Below are 21,976 nucleotides of genomic sequence, written 5' to 3' on the forward strand. Positions count from 1 at the left end.
AAAAGTATATTTAGTTAACACATAGGGTTTATAGCATCTGTGGGGCAGAGGTAGCATACTGCAGCTGTTTTTCAGCTCAAAAAGTGCTGTTTTTATGTGTGGCCATTGTTAAGTTTTTTTCTTCCTGGTCATTGTTCTCATGATCATGTCTGTTTACAAAAACAGTAAACTTCTTTACCCGTCCGTTTCGCAGACAAATGAGCAGTCCTGGAGCATAGTCTGTTGCAAGAGCAGTAGTATATAGTTATAGAACGAACCCTGTTTCTATAACCTTACTAAGAGATAGAGTATACTGAAAAACAGATAAAAAGTAAAGTATTTGCCAGCTTTCTAAGTTGTTTTTTAAGAACAATACTGGTGTTTTTTCCTTCAAAACAATTCGGTTTTTACATTCAATTTACCAGTTATTTCTTCATTACTACTCGTTATTACAAATGGAAAGTGGGTGGTTTAACTTGTTATTAAATTTGTGTTTAAAGCTAAGGTGTTGAAGGTTAGTTTTATAAGTCGATAGTGAGAATTATTGTTTTATTCGGAAAGTTCAAATCTTGAAATTGTAGCATAAGATAAGTAGAAAAAGGCGCATTATCAGAAGGATTAGAAATGTAAAGTTATTGATTATGGAAAAGAAAAAAGGTTTGGTGTTTGACAGTCAAAGGTATTTTGCCAGGTTTTTAAAATATGAATTCAGAGATGATTTTGTATTTGACTCTTATAAAGATATTACTCATTTCGACAACTCGTTAGAAGGATATGATGTAGTTATTTTCATGTTGTATAGTGATAATGAGATAACCGATCTAATGCGGTTACATAAAAGAGGTGTACCGATTATAGCATCTTATTTAGACCAGACAATGAAATCAAAGCTGAAGAGGATGAAAGGTATTTATCTTTTTGATTGTACCAAAGTCAAAGCAGAAATGAGATTAGAGTTAGGACTTTGTATCGATTTGGCGCTGTAAGTTGACGTTTGCGATCCGTAAAGCTTTACGGAATGTCTTAACAATTTAGATTTGAATACGTAGCTATCTATAATATTTATTCTTTTATGGAAAAAATTATCTGTCATTATGAATCTGGTTTGGATTGGGCTGAGCCTGTGGCCAAAGAACTCGGAGGAAAAGTAGAAGGCAATTTTATTGCAGCTTCGCCAGAAGTACATACAGGCAGCCGCTATTTTTTAGATTGTGGAGAAGGAATATCGGCACTATATCTTGATATTGAATACAAAACCGACCTGCTGATGGTTCAGAAAAGTAAAAAGAAGGACTTTGTAGGCATTTATTATGATTTGACAGAGGAGGGTGAAATTAAGTTCTCTTCTGAGAATAATTCTAAAGTTCTTAAAAAAGGCGGATATAATCTTGCCGTTATCGATGGTACATTAGAAATAGAACGTATTAGTAAAAGTGGAAGCCGAAGATTTGCTTTGTACCTGTTTGTTAGAAAAGATTTGTTTTACTCCTTTAATAAAAAAGATAAAATACTGCACAATCTTTTTCAATCTGACCATACTGTTTTGGCAAAATTTGGCAGAATGAGTTCTGAAAGCCTTACCTATCTTACAGATTTACGACGCAAAGAAGTTGGAAGCAGTTGTTTTGATCTGGATTTGATCGCTACAGCTTATTTGCTTATCTCAGAACTTTTGGATCCTATGCCCACAACTAAAACTACTAATTCGGAAATTAGTGAATATGATTTAATGAAAATAAAAGACACCGAAAAAATGCTGAGTCAAAATTTAAAAGGAGCTTTTCCGGGAATTGATGTACTTTGTGATCAGGTGAATATGTCTCCTTCTAAATTTAAGTATGTTTTTAAAAAAGTACTAAAAACAAGTCCGCAATCTTATTATATGAATACTAAGCTTTACAGAGCAAAAGAACTTCTGGAAGAACAGCAGTTAACAGTAACTGAAATTTCAGAGAAGTTTGGTTTTTGCAATGCTGCGTATTTTGGATCAGCTTTTAAAAAAAGGTATAATATGTCACCGAGGGTATTTACACAACAATTATCATGAAAGAACTTAAATATTGTAACGGATTATCATCCTTATGGTATAAAGAGCTGGCGGCAAAATTAGAAGTAACTTTAGAAAACGATAAAATTTTGGTTTTACCGGATACTATCGGAAAAGGATACTCCTTTTTTGTTGAGGTCATTCCGGGTATGTCAGCTTTATTACTGGATTTTGTATTATCAGCGCCTGTACGAGTACAGCATTTGGCGAATAAGGACGATTTATACATTATAAACTTTGATCTTAGTGAAGAAGTCAATATGATCCAGATTCGTGATATTAGTTATCAGGTAGGGTCTAAGGTTAATCTGGGGCTCTTTGTCTGGAAAAATACGATCGGAAATACATGCGAACATCCAGCCGGAAAAAGAATATTTACGATACGTTTGATAGTAGATCAAAAACTACTACATCCTTTATTCATAAAAACAACAGACCAGAATCCGTCCTCAAAAAACAACGACAGATTCGATAGAAAAGATCTGTATTTTCAAGACCTAATAGATAGTAACAGCAGAATACTGATTGATTCGGTAATGCGTAAAACAGTTTTAGACGAGCATTTTAATTTTTATTTAAAAGGGCTCGCTTTAAAATTATTAGGAAACTTTATTCATCGCTATTCGGATGTTGTCCCTCTGTCTCAGGGAATCAAAAAGATTGATCTGGAAGCGTTAGATATTTCTAAAAAATTCCTGGTCAAAAATCTAAAAAACAAGTTTCCGGGAATTTTGAAGCTGTCGGAAATCGCCAGTATGTCGGCAAGTAAATATAAAAGACTTTTTAAAGAGATAGAAGGAGTTACGCCAAATGATTTTTTTAAAAGAGAAAAAATAGTACTTGCGCATAAATTACTTTGCAGCGGATCTTACAATTCAGTTGTTCAGTTAGGCTACGACCTGAATTTTACCAGAATAGATCATTTCTCGAAAGAGTATTTTAAATTTTTAGGAAGAAGCCCTGCTGAGGATCTGGTTGTAAAAAACAAGCCAGAATAATTTCTGAGAAATAATAAATCTCGTAACACTGGATTCTAAGCAGTTGTTCATATAGTAGTATATCTAATTGCATAAGTAAGTTACTATAGTTTCATAGAAACGACCAATTCCGTAGCGACGGATTTTAATCCGTTGGTAATAGAGCAACATGCCAAAGAAGTTCCATAGGAACGTCCCGTATAAATTTAGTATATGATATTAAGTTTCGTAGAAACGATCCATTCTGTAGCAACGGATTTTAATCCGTTGGTGATAGATTAACATAACATGCCAAAGAAGTTCCATAGGAACGGCACATATCAATTTAGAATATCAAGAAAAACCGCATTATCCCTCTTTGCAAATAAAAAAAGAGGAAATTATTACACCTTCCGATTGAACCAAAATCGAATTAAACCGGAAGATTCTTCTCAAATGCCGAGCCAAAAGAGAAAAACGAATCTGTACTTCCAACACCTTCAATTTGATGAATTTGTTCGTATAAAATTTTACGAAGCTCTTCGTTATTGATGGCAACAATCTTTATGAATAAAGCATACTTTCCGGAAACCCAATGGCACTCTACAACCTCCGGAATTTCTTTTAATTTTTCGGCAATTGAATAGGAAAAACGTGCTTCTTTAGTCACAATTCCGGTATACGTAGTCGTCTCAAAACCAATTTCTTTCGGGTTTAGCTTTACCGAAAAACCAGTAATCACTCCCGATTCCTGTAACTTTCTGACTCTTAAATGAACCAATGAATTGGATATGTTTAATTCTTTGGCCAAATCTGAAAAAGAGATTCTTCCATTTTTGCTTAACATTTGTATGATTTCACGATCTAAATAGTCAGTATTTTCATTCTTCTTGATACTTGGCATGGCAGGGGGAAGTTTAGTGATTTCTATTATTTTGACAATTCTTTAGTTAAAACAGGTTTTATAAATGTCAAAATTACAAAAAAAACCGCACGAAGTGTCGAATTTTAAATAAACGTAAGTCTATGGTGTTATAATAACACTATTATATATAAATTTGTGTCATAATCACACTATTTTAACAAAACTGAAATGGATAAAAATCAATTACTTATGAAATTGTGGGAGCAATATGCTAATATTACCCCATCTGCAAAAAAAATACATGAATTACTCGAAGAAAGAGGAGAAGAGATAAAAAATGATCATATTGCTATACGTACCTTCAATGATAAACGTGTAAATATTGAGGTTTTGGAAAAGCCTTTTTTGAATGTTGGATATGAAGCAAGAGGAGAGTATAATTTTGAAAGTAAAAAATTGTTTGCTAAGCATTACGAACATACTACAGATAAAGATGCTCCGCGAATTTTTATTTCGGAGTTAGAATTAGAAAAATGCTCTCCTGAATTGCAGGCAACTGTACAGGATATTCTGAACAGCTGTGATTCGAATTTATTTAATAATCCTGAGTTGGTTTTAAGTGGTTCTGTGTGGAAAGGAAATTCGCAGGCCGTGTACAAATCGTTATTGGAGGAATCAGAGTATGCTGCTTGGATGTATGTATACGGATTCAGAGCCAATCACTTTACCATCAGTACCAATGCATTAAAAGGATTTACAACCTTAGAAGAACTTAATACTTTTCTGGAAGAGAGCGGATGGAAACTGAATGCATCAGGTGGAAAAATCAAAGGTACTCCTGAGCAATTATTGGAACAATCCAGTACACTGGCTGATTTGTATGTAGTCGATTTTGAAGAAGGTGCTGTAGAAATTCCTTCTTGTTATTACGAGTTTGCGCTTCGTTACCCAATGGCCAACGGAGAATTGTACCAGGGGTTTGTAGCATCATCTGCCGATAAGATATTTGAAAGCACAGATGTAAAATTGCAGGAAGCTAAATAATTACCTGAAGTAAGCACAATCATCTTTATTACAATCAACTTTTTAATGATGTATTAATAGTGTAAAAGAGGAGAGTTCTCGAACTTATTGCTCTTCTATGTTTTTAGTACTAAAAAGTTGAATAATCAATATTAAAAAAGTCGTAATGGCAGTAACAGAATTACAATTCGGAATAAAAGAAGCTTTAAGCCAACTGGGCATAAAAGATATAAATGAGGGAACTTCAACCGGATTGAATCATTTTTCAGGCGGAGAAATTCTAGAGAGCTATTCTCCTGTAGATGGACAATTGATCGCAAAAGTTAAAACATCAACCGCTGCAGATTATGAGAAGGTTATGGAGGCAGCAACAACTGCTTTTAAACAGTTCAGGCTAATGCCGGCACCGCAACGTGGAGAAATCGTTCGTCAGTTTGGTGAAAAGTTACGCGAGCATAAAGAGGCATTAGGAAAACTGGTTTCTTACGAAATGGGGAAATCGTTGCAGGAAGGTTATGGCGAAGTGCAGGAAATGATTGATATCTGCGATTTTGCAGTAGGTCTTTCACGTCAGTTGCACGGATTAACAATGCATTCAGAACGTCCGGGCCATCGTATGTACGAGCAATATCATTCTTTGGGAGTGGTAGGAATTATTTCAGCTTTCAATTTTCCTGTGGCTGTCTGGGCATGGAATACTGCACTGGCTTGGATTTGTGGAGATGTTTGCGTTTGGAAACCTTCAGAAAAAACACCAATCTGTGCGATTGCCTGCCAGAATATTATAAGTGAAGTCATCAAAGAGAATAATTTGCCGGAAGGTATTTCAGGTTTAATTAATGGTGATTATAAGATAGGAGAGTTGCTGACCAATGATAACCGTATTCCTTTAATTTCGGCTACCGGTTCTACCCGTATGGGGAAAATTGTAGCGCAGGTAGTTGCAGGACGTTTGGGAAGATCATTACTGGAATTAGGCGGAAACAATGCGATCATTGTAACACCTGATGCCGATATTAAAATGACTGTGATTGGTGCCGTTTTTGGTGCCGTTGGAACAGCGGGACAAAGATGCACATCTACGCGTCGTTTAATCATTCACGAAAGTATTTACGATAAAGTAAAAGATGCGATAGTGGCTGCCTACAAGCAATTGCGCATCGGAAATCCGTTGGATGAGAATAACCATGTTGGTCCTTTAATCGATACTCAGGCGGTTGAAATGTACCAACAGGCTTTAGATAAAGTAGTAGCTGAAGGTGGAAAAATTCTGGTAGAAGGAGGCGTACTTTCAGGCTCCGGATACGAAAGCGGATGTTATGTAAAACCTGCTATTGCTGAGGCCGAGAACTCATTTGAAATTGTACAGCACGAAACTTTTGCCCCAGTCTTGTACTTACTAAAATACTCTGGAACTGTCGAAAACGCAATTGCAATTCAAAACGGTGTCGGACAAGGTTTATCTTCTGCAATCATGACTAATAATTTAAGAGAGGCCGAATTGTTCTTATCTGTTACGGGATCTGATTGTGGTATTGCAAATGTCAATATTGGTACATCCGGTGCCGAAATTGGCGGTGCATTTGGCGGAGAAAAAGAAACAGGCGGAGGGAGAGAATCCGGCTCCGATGCCTGGAAAGTGTACATGCGCAGACAAACTAATACCATTAATTACACGACTAGTCTGCCATTGGCACAAGGAATTAAATTTGATTTATAAGCCGAGTTAGAACTAAAGCTTATACAAAAATCACAATCAAGAGAATACTGCATTGAATAAGACAGTTTTGCAAAAAGCTGTCTTATAAGGTGCCCGCTTACAAATAAAAAAAAACAAAAAACGAAATTTTAATTAACCAAAACCATTACCAAAATGAAAAAACTACTCATTAGGAAATTAAATTTTATTCCTTTACTGTTATGCTTGTGGTTGCCAAACATCAACTTTGCGCAAGCAAATCAGGCACAAAAGACCATTTCTGGAAAAGTCACTGATGACAAAAACAATACATTGCCGGGTGTGAGTATTTCTATTAAAGACTCTAAATACAATGCAGCAACTGATATTGACGGAAATTATACTTTAGTATATTCATCAAGTCTTGCTAATCCGGTAATTGTCTTTTCATACATGGGATTTATTGAGAAAAGTGAACCGGTAAACAACCGCGCTGAACTTTCAGTTAGCATGCAGGAAGAAACCAATAAACTGAATGAAGTAGTGGTCATTGGTTATGGTTCTCAGAAAAAAAGTAACGTAACAGGAGCTATTTCTACGGTTAAAAAAGAGAGCCTCGAAACCAGAGCTACCACGAGCCCGGCCGAAGCACTTCAGGGCTTAGTTGCAGGGGTAAACGTACAAAAAAGCGGTGGTGTGGCAGGAGCTGCTGTAAGCGTAAAAATCCGTGGGGTAAATACCTTTGGAGCTACAGAACCACTGTATATTATTGACGGTTTTCAAGGATCTATTAATACGATAAATCCAACCAATATTGAATCAATGGAGGTGTTGAAAGATGGTGCTGCAGCTGCAATTTACGGATCTGTTGCTGCGAATGGTGTAATTATCGTAACGACTAAAAACGGACAAAAAGAAGGTGTAAAAGTAGATTTTAGCTCTTTTTTAAGTATCACAAATCCATCTAAAACATTAGATTTATTAGATGCTGACGGATACCGTACCGTTCACAAAAGAATGTACGATGAGTACAATAAATATGCGACTTCGCCAAAGGCACTTCCGGCATATATAAATGCTCCGTCTGATATCAACACAGATTGGCAGGATGAGGTTTTCCGTTCCGGATTTACACAAAACTACGGTTTGGGAATTCAGGGAAGACAAGGTGATTTTAAATTTGCTTTGTATGGTAACTTCGTAAAACAAAAAGGAATTGTAATTGACAATCAATTTGGTTCGCAAACGGCCAGTGCAAGAGTAAGTTTTAAAAAATCTATTTTTGATATAGACGGAAAAATGGCTTATATAGGAACACAAAATGCATTGCCTAACTTTCAATTGAGAGAGGTATACACCATGTCGCCTTTAGTTCCGGTTTATGACGATAATGAAGAATACGGTTATGGATTAACCAGCAAAAATGGTCTGCCAGCCGGAACAAATCCGGTTGCTGAAGAACATTTTAAGAAAAGCAATGATGTAGGACAGGATATTACAGCCAATATTGCGGCAACAGCGAATCTTGCGCCTTGGTTAAAATATAAATTAGCGTATTCTTACCGTGTGAAGAACAATCAGCAAATGGAGCATTTTCCTCCATACATTGCTAATCCAAAAGAGGTACATTTATATCCGTTGCAAAGGGAGTTGAGAACAACCTGGAACGAGCAAATCTTAGACAACATTATTACAATTGATAAAACTTTTGGGAAACATGTTTTTGGTTTAATGATTGGTAACACTTTTAACAGTCAGGCCTCTAACTGGAACGAGGTAATTGTAGAAGGAAAAACAACCGATTATACAGTAGAGAATGGACAATTGGTTTCCATAGACCGTCCATCAGGATTTCTTGATCCGGGATTTGAAACTATTGGTGCCGGAAGAGGTGGAACATACACTGCTGACGGATCAAAATTTCAGTACAATCGTGTTTCTTTCTTTAGCAGGTTAAATTATTCTTACAATGATCGTTATTTGTTGCAAATGACGGTTAGAAGAGACGGTTCTTCTAAGTTTGGAGCTGATAGCCGTTGGGGAACTTTCCCGTCTATTGCATTAGGTTGGAAAATAGAGCAGGAAGATTTTTTCCCGAAAGATATTTTTATCTCTACATTAAAACTACGTGCCAGCTGGGGACAATTGGGTAATGAGGCAGCTTTAGGATATTACTCTGCTAATACACTAATTAATACCGGTAATAGCTTAGGTTCAGGTTATGTACAAGGAATTGGAAGCAACCCTTGGCCTGGAAGTATTGGAAAAGCGTTAGAAAACAGAAACCTGCAATGGGAAACTACAGATTCTAAAAATATTGGTATCGATTATACCCTTTTAAAAGGAAAAATTAGCGGTTCGATGAACTACTACCATAATGTGACTGACAAATTATTAATTACAAAAAGACTGGCTCCATCTGCGGGAGTTGATGACCCGATTTTGAACGTAGGTAAGATTAGTAACAGCGGATTTGAGTTTGAAGTAAATTACCGCGATCAGGTTAATGAATTCAAATACAATGCAGGTTTAAACTTTACGACACTTAAAAACAAAGTAATAGCACTAGCTAATGAAGGACAGACTATTTATGGAGAAGGATTAAAATTCGGAGACGAGCATTTTCCAACTCAGGCACGCGTAGGAAGTCCTATTAGTGGATTCTATCTTTACAAAACCGATGGTATTTTCCAAACTACTCAAGAGGTAGCGGCTCATAATAAAAATGGTGTTTTATTACAGCCAAATGCTCAGCCGGGAGATATTCGTTTTAAAGATTTAAACGATGATGGTGTTATTGATGATAAAGATAAGGCGTACTCCGGAACCGGATTGCCAAAAGTAGAAGTGAACCTTACTTTAGGAGCAAGCTATAAAGGCTTTGATTTCTCTGCTTTAATTGGAAGCGGTTGGGGGAATAAATTGTACAACGGAAACCGTTATTTTTATGAGTCTATGAATTCAGGAACCAATATGCTGGCTTCAACTTTAAATTCATGGACACCGGATAACCGCAGTGATATTCCAAGAGCCGTATTGCAGGATCCTAACGGAAACAGCCGTGAGTCAGATCGTTTTCTGGAAAGTGGAAATTTTATAAGAATGCGTCAATTGCAATTAGGATATACTATCCCAAGCAGCATGTTAGGCAAAGCAAAAATGGACAAACTTAGATTTTATGTGAGTGTAGAGAATTTATTTACGATCACCGATTATTCTGGTATTGATCCTGAGTTTTCACGTTCTTCTGTGCTTAATACGGGTATTGACCGTTTTGTGTATCCATTTACAAGATCGTTTGTATCGGGTATTCAGTATATATTTTAATTCTATTTTATAAAAGACACCATCATGAAAAAGATATTTTTATTATTATCCACTATAGGTCTGATGACCATTACAAGTTGTAGTGATTATCTGGAGCAACAATCTCCGGACGAACTTACCTCAGAGAATTTCTGGAGAAATAAGGCTGATGCCGAATCTGCTTTGGCGGCAACTTATGGACAGCTTGAATGCGCCACTAACCGATGGTCTTTCGCCGAGATAAAATGGCCGGTGGAAGCGTACCGTGAAGATATAAACGAATTGGGAAGCGATGCTTTGAATTACCAAAACTGGGTAGAACTTTCGACTTTTACTTATACTAACGGAAACAGTCAGTTTACCAGTTATTGGGAAATTAATTACAGAGGAATCAGTAATGCCAATCAGGTTATTGATAAATTGCCACAGGTTCCGGGTTCTAAATTAACAGATGGGGATCGCAAACAAATTGAAGCTGAGGCTCGTTTTTTGCGCGCTTATTATCATATGAAATTGCTTTTGAACTGGGAAAAAATTTATGTTAGAGATAAATATGTAACCAAAGAAAGTGATTTGAACATTCCGCTTTCTACACGTGCTGAAGCGTGGGATTTTATCACAAAAGAATTTAAAGCGGTTGCAGATGTATTGCCTGCAAAACAATCTACTGATAAAACAGGCCGTGCAACAAGTGGTGCAGCAAATAGTTACCTTGGTTTTGCTTATTTAACCAGAGCGTACGAAGAAACAGCTCAAAAACAAAGCTTCTTAACCGAAGCACTTACTGCATTGAACAAAGTACAGGGGTATGAGTTGGTTAAAGATTATGTTTCTATGTTTGACGGAACAACAAAAAATAGCAAGGAGTCTATTTTTGAATTACAAACTTCAGAGACCTCTGCCAATGGAGCCTTCTATCGTAATGCCCTTCACTATTGGATGGCGGCTGCAGAATTGGGTGGATGGGATGAGATTCTTCCGAGCGCAATGCTGATAAACGAATTCAAAAAAGAAGGAAAAATTGCGACTACCGGAAATTATGATACCCGTTTGTACAGCACAATTTTCTTTAAAGATCCTTATTTTAATGATGCGAATAATCCAATGGTATTAGGCGCTACTTATGATGAAAAATTTGAAGGCACTGACAAGCCGGTGTATCGCAGATATATTCCAAATACTCAGGAAAAGATGAATCAGGAATTTACAGCTATCAACATTCCTTTGATGAGATACGCAAACGTATTGTTGATGCAAGCCGAGGCATTGAATGAGTTGGGACGCACAGGAGAAGCTATTCCGTACATCAACAAAGTTCGTGAAAGAGCCGATATGCCAGCCATGACCGGAACAACCGCAGTAGCAGTTAAAGCGCAGATTGAACACGAAAGAATTATAGAATTCCCATTAGAAAACTATCGTTTTTATGATTTACGTCGTTGGGAAAAAACTAAGACAGCACTTGATGCAGTGGGGCGTACCGGTTTTGATACAGCAAAAAACAGCTTTTACCCAATTCCTTTAACGGAATTACAAGCGAATTAATCCTTTAAAGGAAAAAAGTCAATTCCTTAAAAATTGATTTTCAATAGAGATTTTAATCCTACGAGGTCTTTTTCGGACCTTGTAGGTTTAATTTTTATATCCAGAAGCCTCACATATTTAGAAGAAATTAACTACAGGGCGTAATAAAGCCACAGATTATTAGGATTAGAAAGATTAAAAAAAATCTGCCCAATCTGCCCAATCTGCGAGAGTATATTGAACACAAAGCTTAAGTAGTTACTGAAATACAGCCACAGATTAAAGGATCAGAATGATTAGAAAAAAGCTGCCCAATCTGCGAGAGTATATTCAACACAAAGATTAAATAGGTACTGTAATAAAGCCACAGATTAAAAGATTAAAAAAAATCCCCTAAATCCAAGGCAAAACCCTTAAGTTAAAGAAAGATTTACTACATTATCTAACTAAAAAACACACCATAAAAACAAAACAACATGAGCAAAAAGGAAATACTTTTTATTCTTGCCTCCCTTTTTATAGTACAATCCGGTTGGACACAAAAGAGCTATCCAAACTTAGAATCGGGTAAAAACAGTCTGAACTATAAAGGAAATCCAACCAATGCCACGGACCGAAAATCATTGGCCTTTTCCGACAAAGGAGCGTGGTTTGCATTTGGCTTTTTAGAGCCCTCAGCAGTTCAGGCGGGATTCTCGGGACCATTTTTAATGACGGAGCAAAATGGCGTTTGGTTAAGTCCTTCGTTTGTTTCGTTGCAGCTTCTGGATGAAAACAAAAAAGAAGCAATCCAATGGAAAAACACTCTGGTGAGTCAAAACAGCTACAACAGCCATCTAGAACAAGAGTTTAAAAATGATAAACTAACGGTAAAACAGCAGTTGGTGTATTTATCGGGACATTCGGCTTTACAAAAAACAAGTATTACCAATACATCAGGAAAAGCGATAACACTTTATCCTTCGTACAGCTCCACACTTTTTTTAACTGATTTGCAATTGTCAAAAGAAGGTAAGATGTTAAAAATTGTTTCGACCAAAAGTACAGCAACAGGGTATATTCAGTTTTTGAACAGTACTCCCCAAATTGAAATTACCAAGCAGGGATACAACGCCCAAATAGAGAAATTGGTTTTAAAACCAAATGAAACTAAAGAAATAGTCGTTTCACAAACCTTTATTTTTCCGCAGTACTCCTGGAAAAGTGAGAACGAAAACATTGCCAAAACAGTATTTACTACACTGTTGAACAACACACAAAAAGAAAAAGAAAATCAACTGGCGCAATTAATTGCCAGAAAGAAAAACATTTACAAAGACGTCGTTTACTCTGATTTGATAGCCAAACTGGCATTGACTTTACAAAACAATACCCGAATTGCAGCAGAAGGTTTAAAACACGGAGGTCTTTTTCCGAGTTACAACTACGAGTGGTTCCATGGTTTCTGGGCATGGGACAGCTGGAAACATGCCGTTGCAGTAGCCAATTACAATTCGGAACTAGCAAAAGATCAAATGCGTGCTTTGTTTGATTATCAGGAGCCAAACGGTTTTATTCCGGATTGTATTTACAGAAACAATCTTCTTGAAGAAAACAACTACCGAAACACCAAAGCACCGCTTGCGGCCTGGGCAATCTGGAAAATTTATGAAAAAACAAAAGATGCCAATTTTATAAAAGAATTCTATCCGAAGTTAAAATCATATCACAACTGGTGGTACAAAGAACGCGACCATGATCAGGATGGTTTATGTGAATTTGGTTCGACTGATGGAACTGTGATTGCCGCAAAATGGGAAAGCGGAATGGACAATGCCGTTCGTTTTGATGATAGTAAAATACTTAAAAATGGAGAGAAAGCCTATTCCTTAGATCAGGAAAGTGTTGATTTAAATTCCTTTTTGTATGCTGAAAAAAACTATTTGCAAAAGATGGCAGAGGTTTTAAAACTAACAGAAGAAGCAAAGAAATGGAAGGAAGAAAGCACTTCTTTGAAAGTTAGAATTCAAAATCAGTTTTGGGATGCTGCTACAGGTTGGTTTTACGACACCACAATTGATGGTAAAACATTAATAAAAGCAATGGGTTGTGAAGGATATTTGCCTATTTGGGCAGAAGTAGCGACTGTAGATCAGGTTCAATTGGCAAAAAAGAACATGATGGATACCGCCAGCTTCAACACTTTTGTTCCGTTACCAACGCTAGCTGCTAATCATCCAAAGTTTAAACCGAATAATGGGTACTGGAGAGGACCGGTTTGGCTCGATCAAAGTTATTTCGGTATAAACGGACTGGAAAAATACGGATACACGAAGGAAGCCAATGAACTGGCCCACAAACTGATTTATAATGCAGAAGGAGTTTTGGACAAAGGAACTTCTATCAGAGAAAATTATCAGCCAGTTACAGGAAAAGGATTGGAAGCCTACAACTTTAGCTGGTCGGCTTCTCATTATTTAATGCTGCTTTTAGAAGATAAATAGTGAAACAAGCTGTTGTTTATAAAATTTTAACACATAGAGACATAGATTATGTACGCTCAAAAAAGACGTTTCACTTCGCATTAATGCATCCCGATGCATCGGGACTATGTGTGAAGAAACGTGTTTCTTATCGTATTCTCTTTTTTAAGAATAAAATCTATGTTAATTAAACTTTTATAAATTACCGACAGCGAGTTAAGAATAACTATCTAAATTTGATTAACACAACAATAGTACAAAGTATGTTCAACCACAAAATATCATTCACAAAAATAGTAGCAACAGGCTTGCTTATTGCGAATTGCAATTCGACGCCTGTTTTTGCTCAAACGAAAAAAACTACGACGACAGAAAAAAAAGATCCGCAGCGTTTTTTCTCGAAGCCCGATTTAATGCAGATTGGGGTTTATTATTATCCGGAACAATGGCCAAGAGAACAATGGGAGCGTGATTTAAAGAACATTAAAAAACTGGGATTCGAGTTTACTCATTTTGCCGAATTTGCCTGGACGTACATGGAACCTGAAGAAGGAAAGTACGATTTCAAATGGCTCGACGATGCTCTTGCGATCGCAGAGAAAGAAGGTTTAAAAGTTATTCTTTGTACGCCAACACCAACACCACCGGCATGGATGGGTGAAAAATATCCTGAAATCTATCTGGTTGATGCAAGCGGACGCCGCAGGGAACATGGCAACAGAGCCAATCAATCGGTATCGAATGAAAAGTACAGAGCATTTGTAGAGAAAATAGTTACTGAACTAGGAAAAAGATACGGGAAGAATAAAAACATTATGGGCTGGCAAGTAGATAACGAGCCGGGAGCTCCGGATGACTTTAGTCCCTCTGCACAAAAAGGATTTCAGAGATGGCTAAAAGCGAAGTACGGTACGATCGAGAAATTAAATGCCGAGTGGCTTGGAAGTTTTTGGAGCATTCGCTACAACAACTTCGAGCAAATTGCGATTCCAAATGCAGAAATCTATTTTGAAGACAAACTAAGTCCGCATGCTATATTAGATTTCAAAAGATTTACAGCAGATTCTCAGGCGGAATATTTGAATTTACAGGCCGAAACACTTCGAAAATACGTTGATCCGAAACAATGGATTACGACCAATTACACCAATGTAGTGTATGGTGCTGATCCGAGAAGAACTGATAAAATGGATTTTGCTACCTATACCATGTATCCGGTAAGCGGAAGAAACCAATTGGGTGGTCAGAATTTTAGAATGGGACATCCAAACAAAATATCAGAAGCCAATGATTATTACAGATCCATAAACGGGGTTACCGGTGTTATGGAAATGCAGCCGGGACAAGTAAACTGGGCAAGTATAAATCCGCAATTACTTCCGGGAACGGTTCATATGTGGATCTCGCAGGCTTTCGGTGGTGGCTGTTCGTTTACTTGTACGTACCGATACAGACATCCGTTAGGAAGCAGCGAAATGTACCACGACGGAATTGTAGGTACGGATGGTGTAACCCTGACAACAGGTGGAAAAGAATTTGTACAATCCATCGAAGACATGAAACTGCTTCGAAAAGAATACAATCCAAAAGCAGTACTTCCGGCGGATCTTGCCAAAAGAAAAACAGGTTTTTTATGGAGTCATGAAAATCTTTGGGATTTGGAAAACCAAAAACAAACGGAATTCTGGAGCACGTGGAGACACAGAAATACTTATACATCTGCCGTAAAATCGACTGCTGCGCCAATGGATTTTATCACCGAAGAAGACGATTTTTCTGCTTATCCTTTTATTGTGGCCCCGGCTTACCAGCTTATCGATCAGAAACTGGTAGATAAATGGACTAAGTATGTAGAAAATGGTGGTAATTTGATCTTGTCTTGCCGAACTGGTCAGAAAGATAAAAACGGACATTTCTTTGAAGCCAAATGGAGTGCACCGATTGTGCCATTAATAGGTGCTGATGTAGATTTCTTTGACATGCTTGTTGCGGATGTAAACGGAACGATAAATGCCGGAAACAATACCTATAAGTGGAATACCTGGGCTGATGTATTAGAACCGAAACCGGGAACAGAAGTTCTGGCCACTTATGCGGATCAGTTTTACAAAGGAAAAGCCGCAGCAATTACCAGAAAATTAGGAAAAGGAACCGTAACTTATATTGGGGCGGAAAGTAAAGACGGAGATTTGGAAAGACAAGTGGTAAGATCGGTTTACGAACGTGCCAAAGTAGCGATTGATGATTTGCCAAAAGGTGTATTTGTAGAATGGAGAGATGGTTTTTATGTAGGCGTAAATTATACCAATGAGCCAATCCAAATGCCTATTCCTCAGGGAAGCAAAGTACTAGTGGGGCAAAACCCATTGCAACCGGCTCAGGCCATTATTTGGAAATAAAAAGTTCGCCACGAATTCACGAATTTTTATGCGCATGCTATTTAAAAAAATTCGTGCTCGTTCGTGGAATTCGTGGCGAAAAAAAAATAAACAAAAACAATTTAATATAGTACCAATGATTTTTTCAGAAGCAGCTATTCAGGATTTAGTAAAAGAACATTACGGATTAATCGTTACCGTAAAAGCATTAAATGGATATGACGAACTGAACTTTCTTTTATCGAATGAGAAGAATGAAAAGTACATTCTAAAAGTATCAAACGAAAGTCATCCGTTTCCTTTTTTAGAAGCGCAGATTAACATTATTCAGCATCTTAAAAAGAGCAGTATTTCAAGTTGTTTTCAGCATTTCAGCATCAACAAACACGGGGAAGAGCTAACCAAAATTGTTAGCGGTTCCCAAACCTATTATATCAGAATTTTAAATTTTTTAGAGGGTGTTTTTTGGGTTGATGAGAAAGCCAAAACAAGTGAATTGCAGTATGATTTGGGAAGCTTTTTAGGTAAGATGGATCATGCGTTACAGGACTTCTCACATCCTGCCATGCACCGCAATTATACCTGGGACATCAGCCACGCAAGTGAAGCAGGGGATAATTTGAAACACATATTAAATCACGAGAAAAGACGTATAGCAGGCTATTTTCTGCTGCAATTTGATACCGAAGTTGTACCACAGCTGCATCGCCTGCGTCATGCCTACATTCATAACGATGCCAACGATTACAATGTATTGGTACAGGGCAATCGCGTGAGTGGGTTAATCGATTTTGGCGATATGGTCTATACCGCTTTAATCAACAACCTGGCTATCGCCTGTACTTATGCCATGCTGGACGAGGAAGATCCTTTGGCAGTTGCGGCATTGTTAGTAGCGGGATATCATAAATCGTATGCCTTAACTGAGCAGGAAGTTGATTTGTTGTATTATCTGATTGCCGGAAGACTTTGCATCAGTGTAACACAATCGGCGTACAATGCCTCATTAGACAGCAACAACGAGCACCATTTTATTACCGAAAAACCAGCCTGGGATTTGTTGTTCAAACTCATTCAGATTAACCCTATTAAGGCTCAGGATGCTTTTAGAAAAGCCTGTGGTTTTGAGGGATTGATTACTGCCGATGATTATAGCGATTTATTGGAGGTTCGTAAAAAAAGAATTGGACGTAATCTAAGCATTGGGTATCAGGATAAATTAAAAATAGTAAAAGGAGCTTTGCAATATCTATACGATGATAAAGGGAGAACCTTTGTAGATTGTGTTAATAATCCTTCGCATGTAGGGCATTGTCATCCGGTAGTCGTTCGAAAAATGCAAAAACAAATCGCTACTTTAAATACCAATACCCGATACTTAAATGACGCTATAACAGCTTATGCTGAGAAATTGACAGCAACATTGCCTTCTAAACTGAGCGTTTGTTATTTTGTGAATTCGGGTAGTGAAGCCAACGATTTGGCGATTCGAATGAGCCGTCATTTTACCAAACAAAAAGATATTATTGTGCTGGATCATGCCTATCACGGAACTTCTACTGTGGCGATGGAAATGAGTCCGTATAAATTTGACAGTAAAGGCGGATTTGGTCAGATGCCGTGGATACACAAAGCAATCAATCCCGATTTATATCGTGGACCTTATAAATATGGAGATACCAATGCGGGAGAAAAATACGCAGCCGATGTACAACGAATTATAGAAGAATTAAAAAAAGAAGACAAGGCTCCGGCTGTATTTATTTGTGAAACCTTATTGGGAGTTGGAGGTCAGATTCCGTTACCGGAAAATTATCTCAAAACAGTTTATGACTATGTCAGAGCTGCCGGTGGAGTTTGTATTGCCGACGAAGTTCAGGTTGGATTTGGAAGAATAGGTGACCATTTTTGGGGCTTTGAATTGCAAAATGTAGTTCCGGATATAGTAGTTTTAGGAAAACCAATTGGTAATGGACACCCGTTAGCGGCCGTGATTGTAACAGAGGAAATTGCTGATGCTTTTAACAATGGTATGGAATATTTCAACACTTTTGGAGGTAATCCCGTATCCATGACCACAGGTTTGGCGGTACTGGATGTAATTCAGGAAGAAGAAATGCAGCAGCATGCTTTGGAAACAGGGAATCATTTAATGAATGGGTTAAGAGGTTTAATGGCCAAATACCCAATTATTAGTGATGTGCGCGGACATGGATTGTTTATTGGTGCCGAAATGGTAAAAGATAAAACTACGATGGAGCCCGCTGTTCCTGAAATCGATATTGTAGTAGAAAAAATGAAAGCTCAGGGGTATTTATTAAGTACCGATGGACCTTTGCACAATGTTTTGAAAATAAAGCCACCTATGACATTCAACAAACAGAATGCTGATGAAATGGTGAAATTTTTAGATATCGCTTTGAGCGAATTGTAAAAAACATTTAACACATAGCCCCGAAGTTTAAACACAATGTTGTCATTTCGACCGAAGAGAGAAATCACACAAGAAACTCGACAAAGAAGCTTCCATGCTGCATGGAATCCCGCTTGTGATTTCTTCCTTCGGTCGAAATGACATCTTACTTAATTTAAAGTATTAAAATGAATCACAATAATATCCTTTCTAAAGGTACCGTTCCTCTTGAAAGTTTAGAAAAACAATTAGAAGGTAAATTATTCTACGATCATACCATGCGCTTGCTTTATGCGACTGATGCCAGCGCTTATAAAGAAATGCCTCTGGCAGTTGCGATTCCCAAAACAAAAGAAGATATTCAGAAAATCATTGCTTTTGCAAGAGAACACAAAAGCAGCGTAATTCCGCGTGCTGCCGGAACATCACTTGCCGGACAGGTAGTGGGTAACGGAATTATTGTCGACATTTCGCAGGAATTTACCAAAATTATATCGGTTGATCAGGAGGAGAAAACCGCCTGGGTAGAACCGGGTGTTATTCGCGATGAACTCAATCTTCATTTGAAGCCGTACAAGCTATTTTTCGGACCCGAAACTTCTACCAGCAATCGCTGTATGATTGGCGGGATGGTAGGAAACAATGCCTGCGGTGCAAGATCGGTTATTTACGGATCGACACGCGAACATTTACTCGAAATCAAAGGTTTTTTGGCCGATGGTCATGAAGTTACTTTTGGCGCTTTGACGAATTCGGAATTTGAAGATAAGTGCAACGGAATTAATGTAGTAAGCCCTTTGGAACAGGCCGTTTATGTTCAGGCAAAAGAAATCTTGTCGGTAGCATCAAACCGAATTTTGTTTGAAGATAATTTTCCTAAAAAATCCATTCCAAGAAGAAACACCGGTTATGCTTTGGATTTACTGGCAGATACAATGCCGTTTACAGATTCAGAAGAGAAATTTAATTTCTGTAAATTAATTGCAGGGTCAGAGGGGACTTTATTCTTTTCGACAGCGATAAAACTGAATCTGGTTGAGGCATTAAAACCTTACTCGGCTTTGGTTTGCGTGCATTTTGAAAGTATTAATGAATCTCTTAAAGCCAATATCGAAGCTTTAAAATTCAACCCTGATAGTGTAGAGTTAATCGACCATTATATTCTGGAATGTACAAAAGAGAATATTAAACAAAGTAAGAATCGTTTTTTTGTAAAAGGAGACCCTCAGGCTATTTTAGCAGTTGAGTTTTTAAGGGATACTCCCGAAGAAATCGACAGCATAGCCAAAGAAATGGAAGCTTTGATGCGTTCTAAAAATCTGGGTTATCATTTTCCGGTGGTTTATGGAGAGGATACCAATAAAGTCTGGGCCTTGCGAAAAGCTGGATTGGGCTTATTGTCTAATATTCCCGGTGATGCCAAGGCTGTTGCGGTAATCGAAGATACGGCAGTAGATGTAAACGATTTACCGGATTTTATCGAAGAATTTAATGCGATTCTAAAAGAGCGAAATCTAAACTGTGTACATTATGCACATGCGGCAACTGGTGAATTGCACCTGCGTCCGATTATTGATTTAAAAACCAAAGAAGGGACTGCCATTTTCAGGACCATTGCAACTGATATTGCCCATCTGGTAAAAAAATACAAAGGCTCCTTAAGCGGTGAACATGGTGATGGAAGACTTAGGGGCGAATTTATTCCGTTGATGTTAGGGGAGGAAATTTACCAATTGTTTCTCCAAATTAAACAAGTTTGGGACCCGTGGGGCGTTTTTAATCCCGGGAAAATTGTCAATACACCACCAATGGATACCAGTTTGAGGTATACTCCCGGACAGGATACTCCAATGCCGGAAACCTATTTTGATTTTTCGGAACATAACGGAGTTTTACGTGCTGCCGAGATGTGCAACGGATCGGGAGATTGTAGAAAAACTGAAAAAAGTGGGGGTACCATGTGTCCGAGTTATATGGCTACTAGGGATGAAAAACATACCACACGTGCGAGAGCAAATATGCTGAGAGAAACCATAAGCAACTCAACAAAAGCAAATAAGTTTGATGATGATAACCTTTTGGAAGTACTCGATTTGTGCTTAAGCTGTAAAGGATGTAAATCAGAATGTCCTTCAAATGTTGACATGGCAAAACTAAAAGCCGAAACCTTACAGCAGTATCACGATAAAAACGGAGTAAAGTTCCGTTCCAGACTTATTGGAAACACACCCAGAATAAACCAATGGTTTGCTGCGATGCCGTGGGCATACAACTTATCGGCCAAAGGAGCTTTTGGAAATGTGATTAAAAGAGCAACGGGCTTTGCTACAGAACGAAAACTCCCTCTCATGCATAAAATTACTTTCGCCAGATGGATGAAAGCGTACAGCCAGAAAGGGAATTTTGTAAATGGTAAAGTCTACCTGTACAATGATGAATTTTTGAACTTTTATGATGTTGAAATAGGGCAGACGGCTGTTCAGTTATTGAATCGTTTAGGATACGAGGTCGGGATACCCAATATAGGAATCAGTGGGAGAACCTATCTTTCGAAAGGAATGTTAAAAGAAGCGCGTGAAATAGCCGAACAGAACATCAGAAACTTTGAATTGGCGATTCCTGAGGGTGGTATTCTGATCGGAATAGAACCGTCGGCGATATTAACTTTTCGTGATGAGTATCCTGATTTGTGCCGCGGTGAATTAAAAACTAAAGCGAAAACATTGGCAGCAAGAACATTTCTGATTGAGGAGTTTTTAGCCAAAGAACTCGAAGAAGGAAGAATTTCGTCAGATAGCTTTACAGCGAAGTCGGAACGTGTGCGTATGCACGGACATTGTTTTCAGAAAGCCTTATCGTCATTAGTACCGCTCAAAAAAATATTAAGCTTACCCGAGAATTATACGGTATTGAACATTCCGAGTGGCTGTTGTGGTATGGCGGGATCTTTTGGATATGAAAAAGAACACTATGAATTATCGATGCAAATAGGGGAGCTGGTTTTGTTTCCAACAATCCGTTCTGAGGAAGAAGCTACTTTGATCTCTGCTTCGGGAACCAGCTGCAGACACCAGATTGCAGACGGTACAGGCCGAAAAGCACAGCATCCGGTAGAGATCTTGTTTAAAGCATTAAAATAGCTTGAAGCTGATGAGTTTTTAGTTTCTTCAATAGGCCTCAGTGAACGAGTTTTTGGATTTTCAGTGATAGATATGGAGGGACTTTTTGGACGATTGTTTATAGTTTGTTAATAAATAATGACAGATGAATATTTTTTTAACAACTAGTCAAAAGAATAATAATTAAATTTGATAGTAGGCTAAAGGTTTATCAATTTAAAAACAT

At 37.8% G+C, this 21,976-nt stretch carries 12 protein-coding genes; 11 read left to right on the forward strand and 1 reads right to left on the reverse strand.

Features of this window, described 5'->3' with window-relative positions:
* Positions 1 to 620: 620 nt before the first annotated feature.
* The 3 genes from ACN1CN_RS00165 to ACN1CN_RS00175 all read left to right on the forward strand — a co-directional run bounded on the left by ACN1CN_RS00165 (position 621) and on the right by ACN1CN_RS00175 (position 3,024).
* A complete protein-coding gene (locus tag ACN1CN_RS00165) occupies positions 621 to 965 on the forward strand; it encodes a hypothetical protein (protein WP_419134193.1) in 345 nt (114 codons plus the stop codon).
* Positions 966 to 1,051: 86 nt separating this feature from the next.
* On the forward strand, positions 1,052 to 2,026 hold the full coding sequence (locus ACN1CN_RS00170) for a helix-turn-helix domain-containing protein (protein ID WP_419134194.1): 975 nt from the start codon (positions 1,052 to 1,054) through the stop codon (positions 2,024 to 2,026).
* The gene (locus tag ACN1CN_RS00175) at positions 2,023 to 3,024 is read left to right on the forward strand and encodes a helix-turn-helix domain-containing protein (protein WP_419134195.1); all 1,002 of its coding nucleotides are present in this window, start codon (positions 2,023 to 2,025) and stop codon (positions 3,022 to 3,024) included. The genes ACN1CN_RS00170 and ACN1CN_RS00175 overlap by 4 nt, the downstream gene beginning before the upstream one ends.
* A gap of 391 nt (positions 3,025 to 3,415) precedes the next feature.
* Here ACN1CN_RS00175 and ACN1CN_RS00180 read toward each other — a convergent pair whose 3' ends face one another.
* Entirely contained in the window at positions 3,416 to 3,886 is a 471-nt protein-coding gene (locus tag ACN1CN_RS00180; RefSeq protein WP_264524105.1) for an Lrp/AsnC family transcriptional regulator, read from the reverse strand.
* A gap of 189 nt (positions 3,887 to 4,075) precedes the next feature.
* Here ACN1CN_RS00180 and ACN1CN_RS00185 point away from each other — a divergent pair, with 189 nt between their 5' ends.
* The 8 genes from ACN1CN_RS00185 to ACN1CN_RS00220 all read left to right on the forward strand — a co-directional run bounded on the left by ACN1CN_RS00185 (position 4,076) and on the right by ACN1CN_RS00220 (position 21,771).
* Positions 4,076 to 4,891 (forward strand): DUF1338 domain-containing protein, encoded by an 816-nt coding sequence (locus ACN1CN_RS00185; protein ID WP_419134196.1) that lies wholly within the window; start codon positions 4,076 to 4,078, stop codon positions 4,889 to 4,891.
* Positions 4,892 to 5,036: 145 nt separating this feature from the next.
* The gene (locus ACN1CN_RS00190) at positions 5,037 to 6,590 is read left to right on the forward strand and encodes an aldehyde dehydrogenase family protein (protein WP_419134197.1); all 1,554 of its coding nucleotides are present in this window, start codon (positions 5,037 to 5,039) and stop codon (positions 6,588 to 6,590) included.
* 153 nt (positions 6,591 to 6,743) lie between these two features.
* Entirely contained in the window at positions 6,744 to 9,875 is a 3,132-nt protein-coding gene (locus tag ACN1CN_RS00195; RefSeq protein ID WP_419134198.1) for a SusC/RagA family TonB-linked outer membrane protein, read from the forward strand.
* Positions 9,876 to 9,899: 24 nt separating this feature from the next.
* Positions 9,900 to 11,399, forward strand: a complete 1,500-nt coding sequence (locus ACN1CN_RS00200) for a RagB/SusD family nutrient uptake outer membrane protein (RefSeq protein WP_419134199.1) — start codon at positions 9,900 to 9,902, stop codon at positions 11,397 to 11,399.
* A gap of 455 nt (positions 11,400 to 11,854) precedes the next feature.
* The gene (locus ACN1CN_RS00205) at positions 11,855 to 13,861 is read left to right on the forward strand and encodes an MGH1-like glycoside hydrolase domain-containing protein (protein WP_419134200.1); all 2,007 of its coding nucleotides are present in this window, start codon (positions 11,855 to 11,857) and stop codon (positions 13,859 to 13,861) included.
* A 242-nt stretch (positions 13,862 to 14,103) separates the two neighbouring features.
* Entirely contained in the window at positions 14,104 to 16,239 is a 2,136-nt protein-coding gene (locus tag ACN1CN_RS00210) for a beta-galactosidase (RefSeq protein WP_419134201.1), read from the forward strand.
* A gap of 115 nt (positions 16,240 to 16,354) precedes the next feature.
* Complete coding sequence (locus tag ACN1CN_RS00215) at positions 16,355 to 18,652, forward strand: aminotransferase class III-fold pyridoxal phosphate-dependent enzyme (RefSeq protein WP_419134202.1); 2,298 nt, start codon at positions 16,355 to 16,357, stop codon at positions 18,650 to 18,652.
* Between the two features lie 167 nt (positions 18,653 to 18,819).
* Positions 18,820 to 21,771: an FAD-binding and (Fe-S)-binding domain-containing protein gene (locus ACN1CN_RS00220; protein ID WP_419134203.1), complete on the forward strand. Its 2,952-nt coding sequence runs from the start codon at positions 18,820 to 18,822 to the stop codon at positions 21,769 to 21,771.
* The last annotated feature ends 205 nt before the right edge of the window (positions 21,772 to 21,976 follow it).

Origin of the sequence: Flavobacterium sp. T12S277, assembly GCF_048514875.1 — a bacterium.
Classification (GTDB): domain Bacteria; phylum Bacteroidota; class Bacteroidia; order Flavobacteriales; family Flavobacteriaceae; genus Flavobacterium.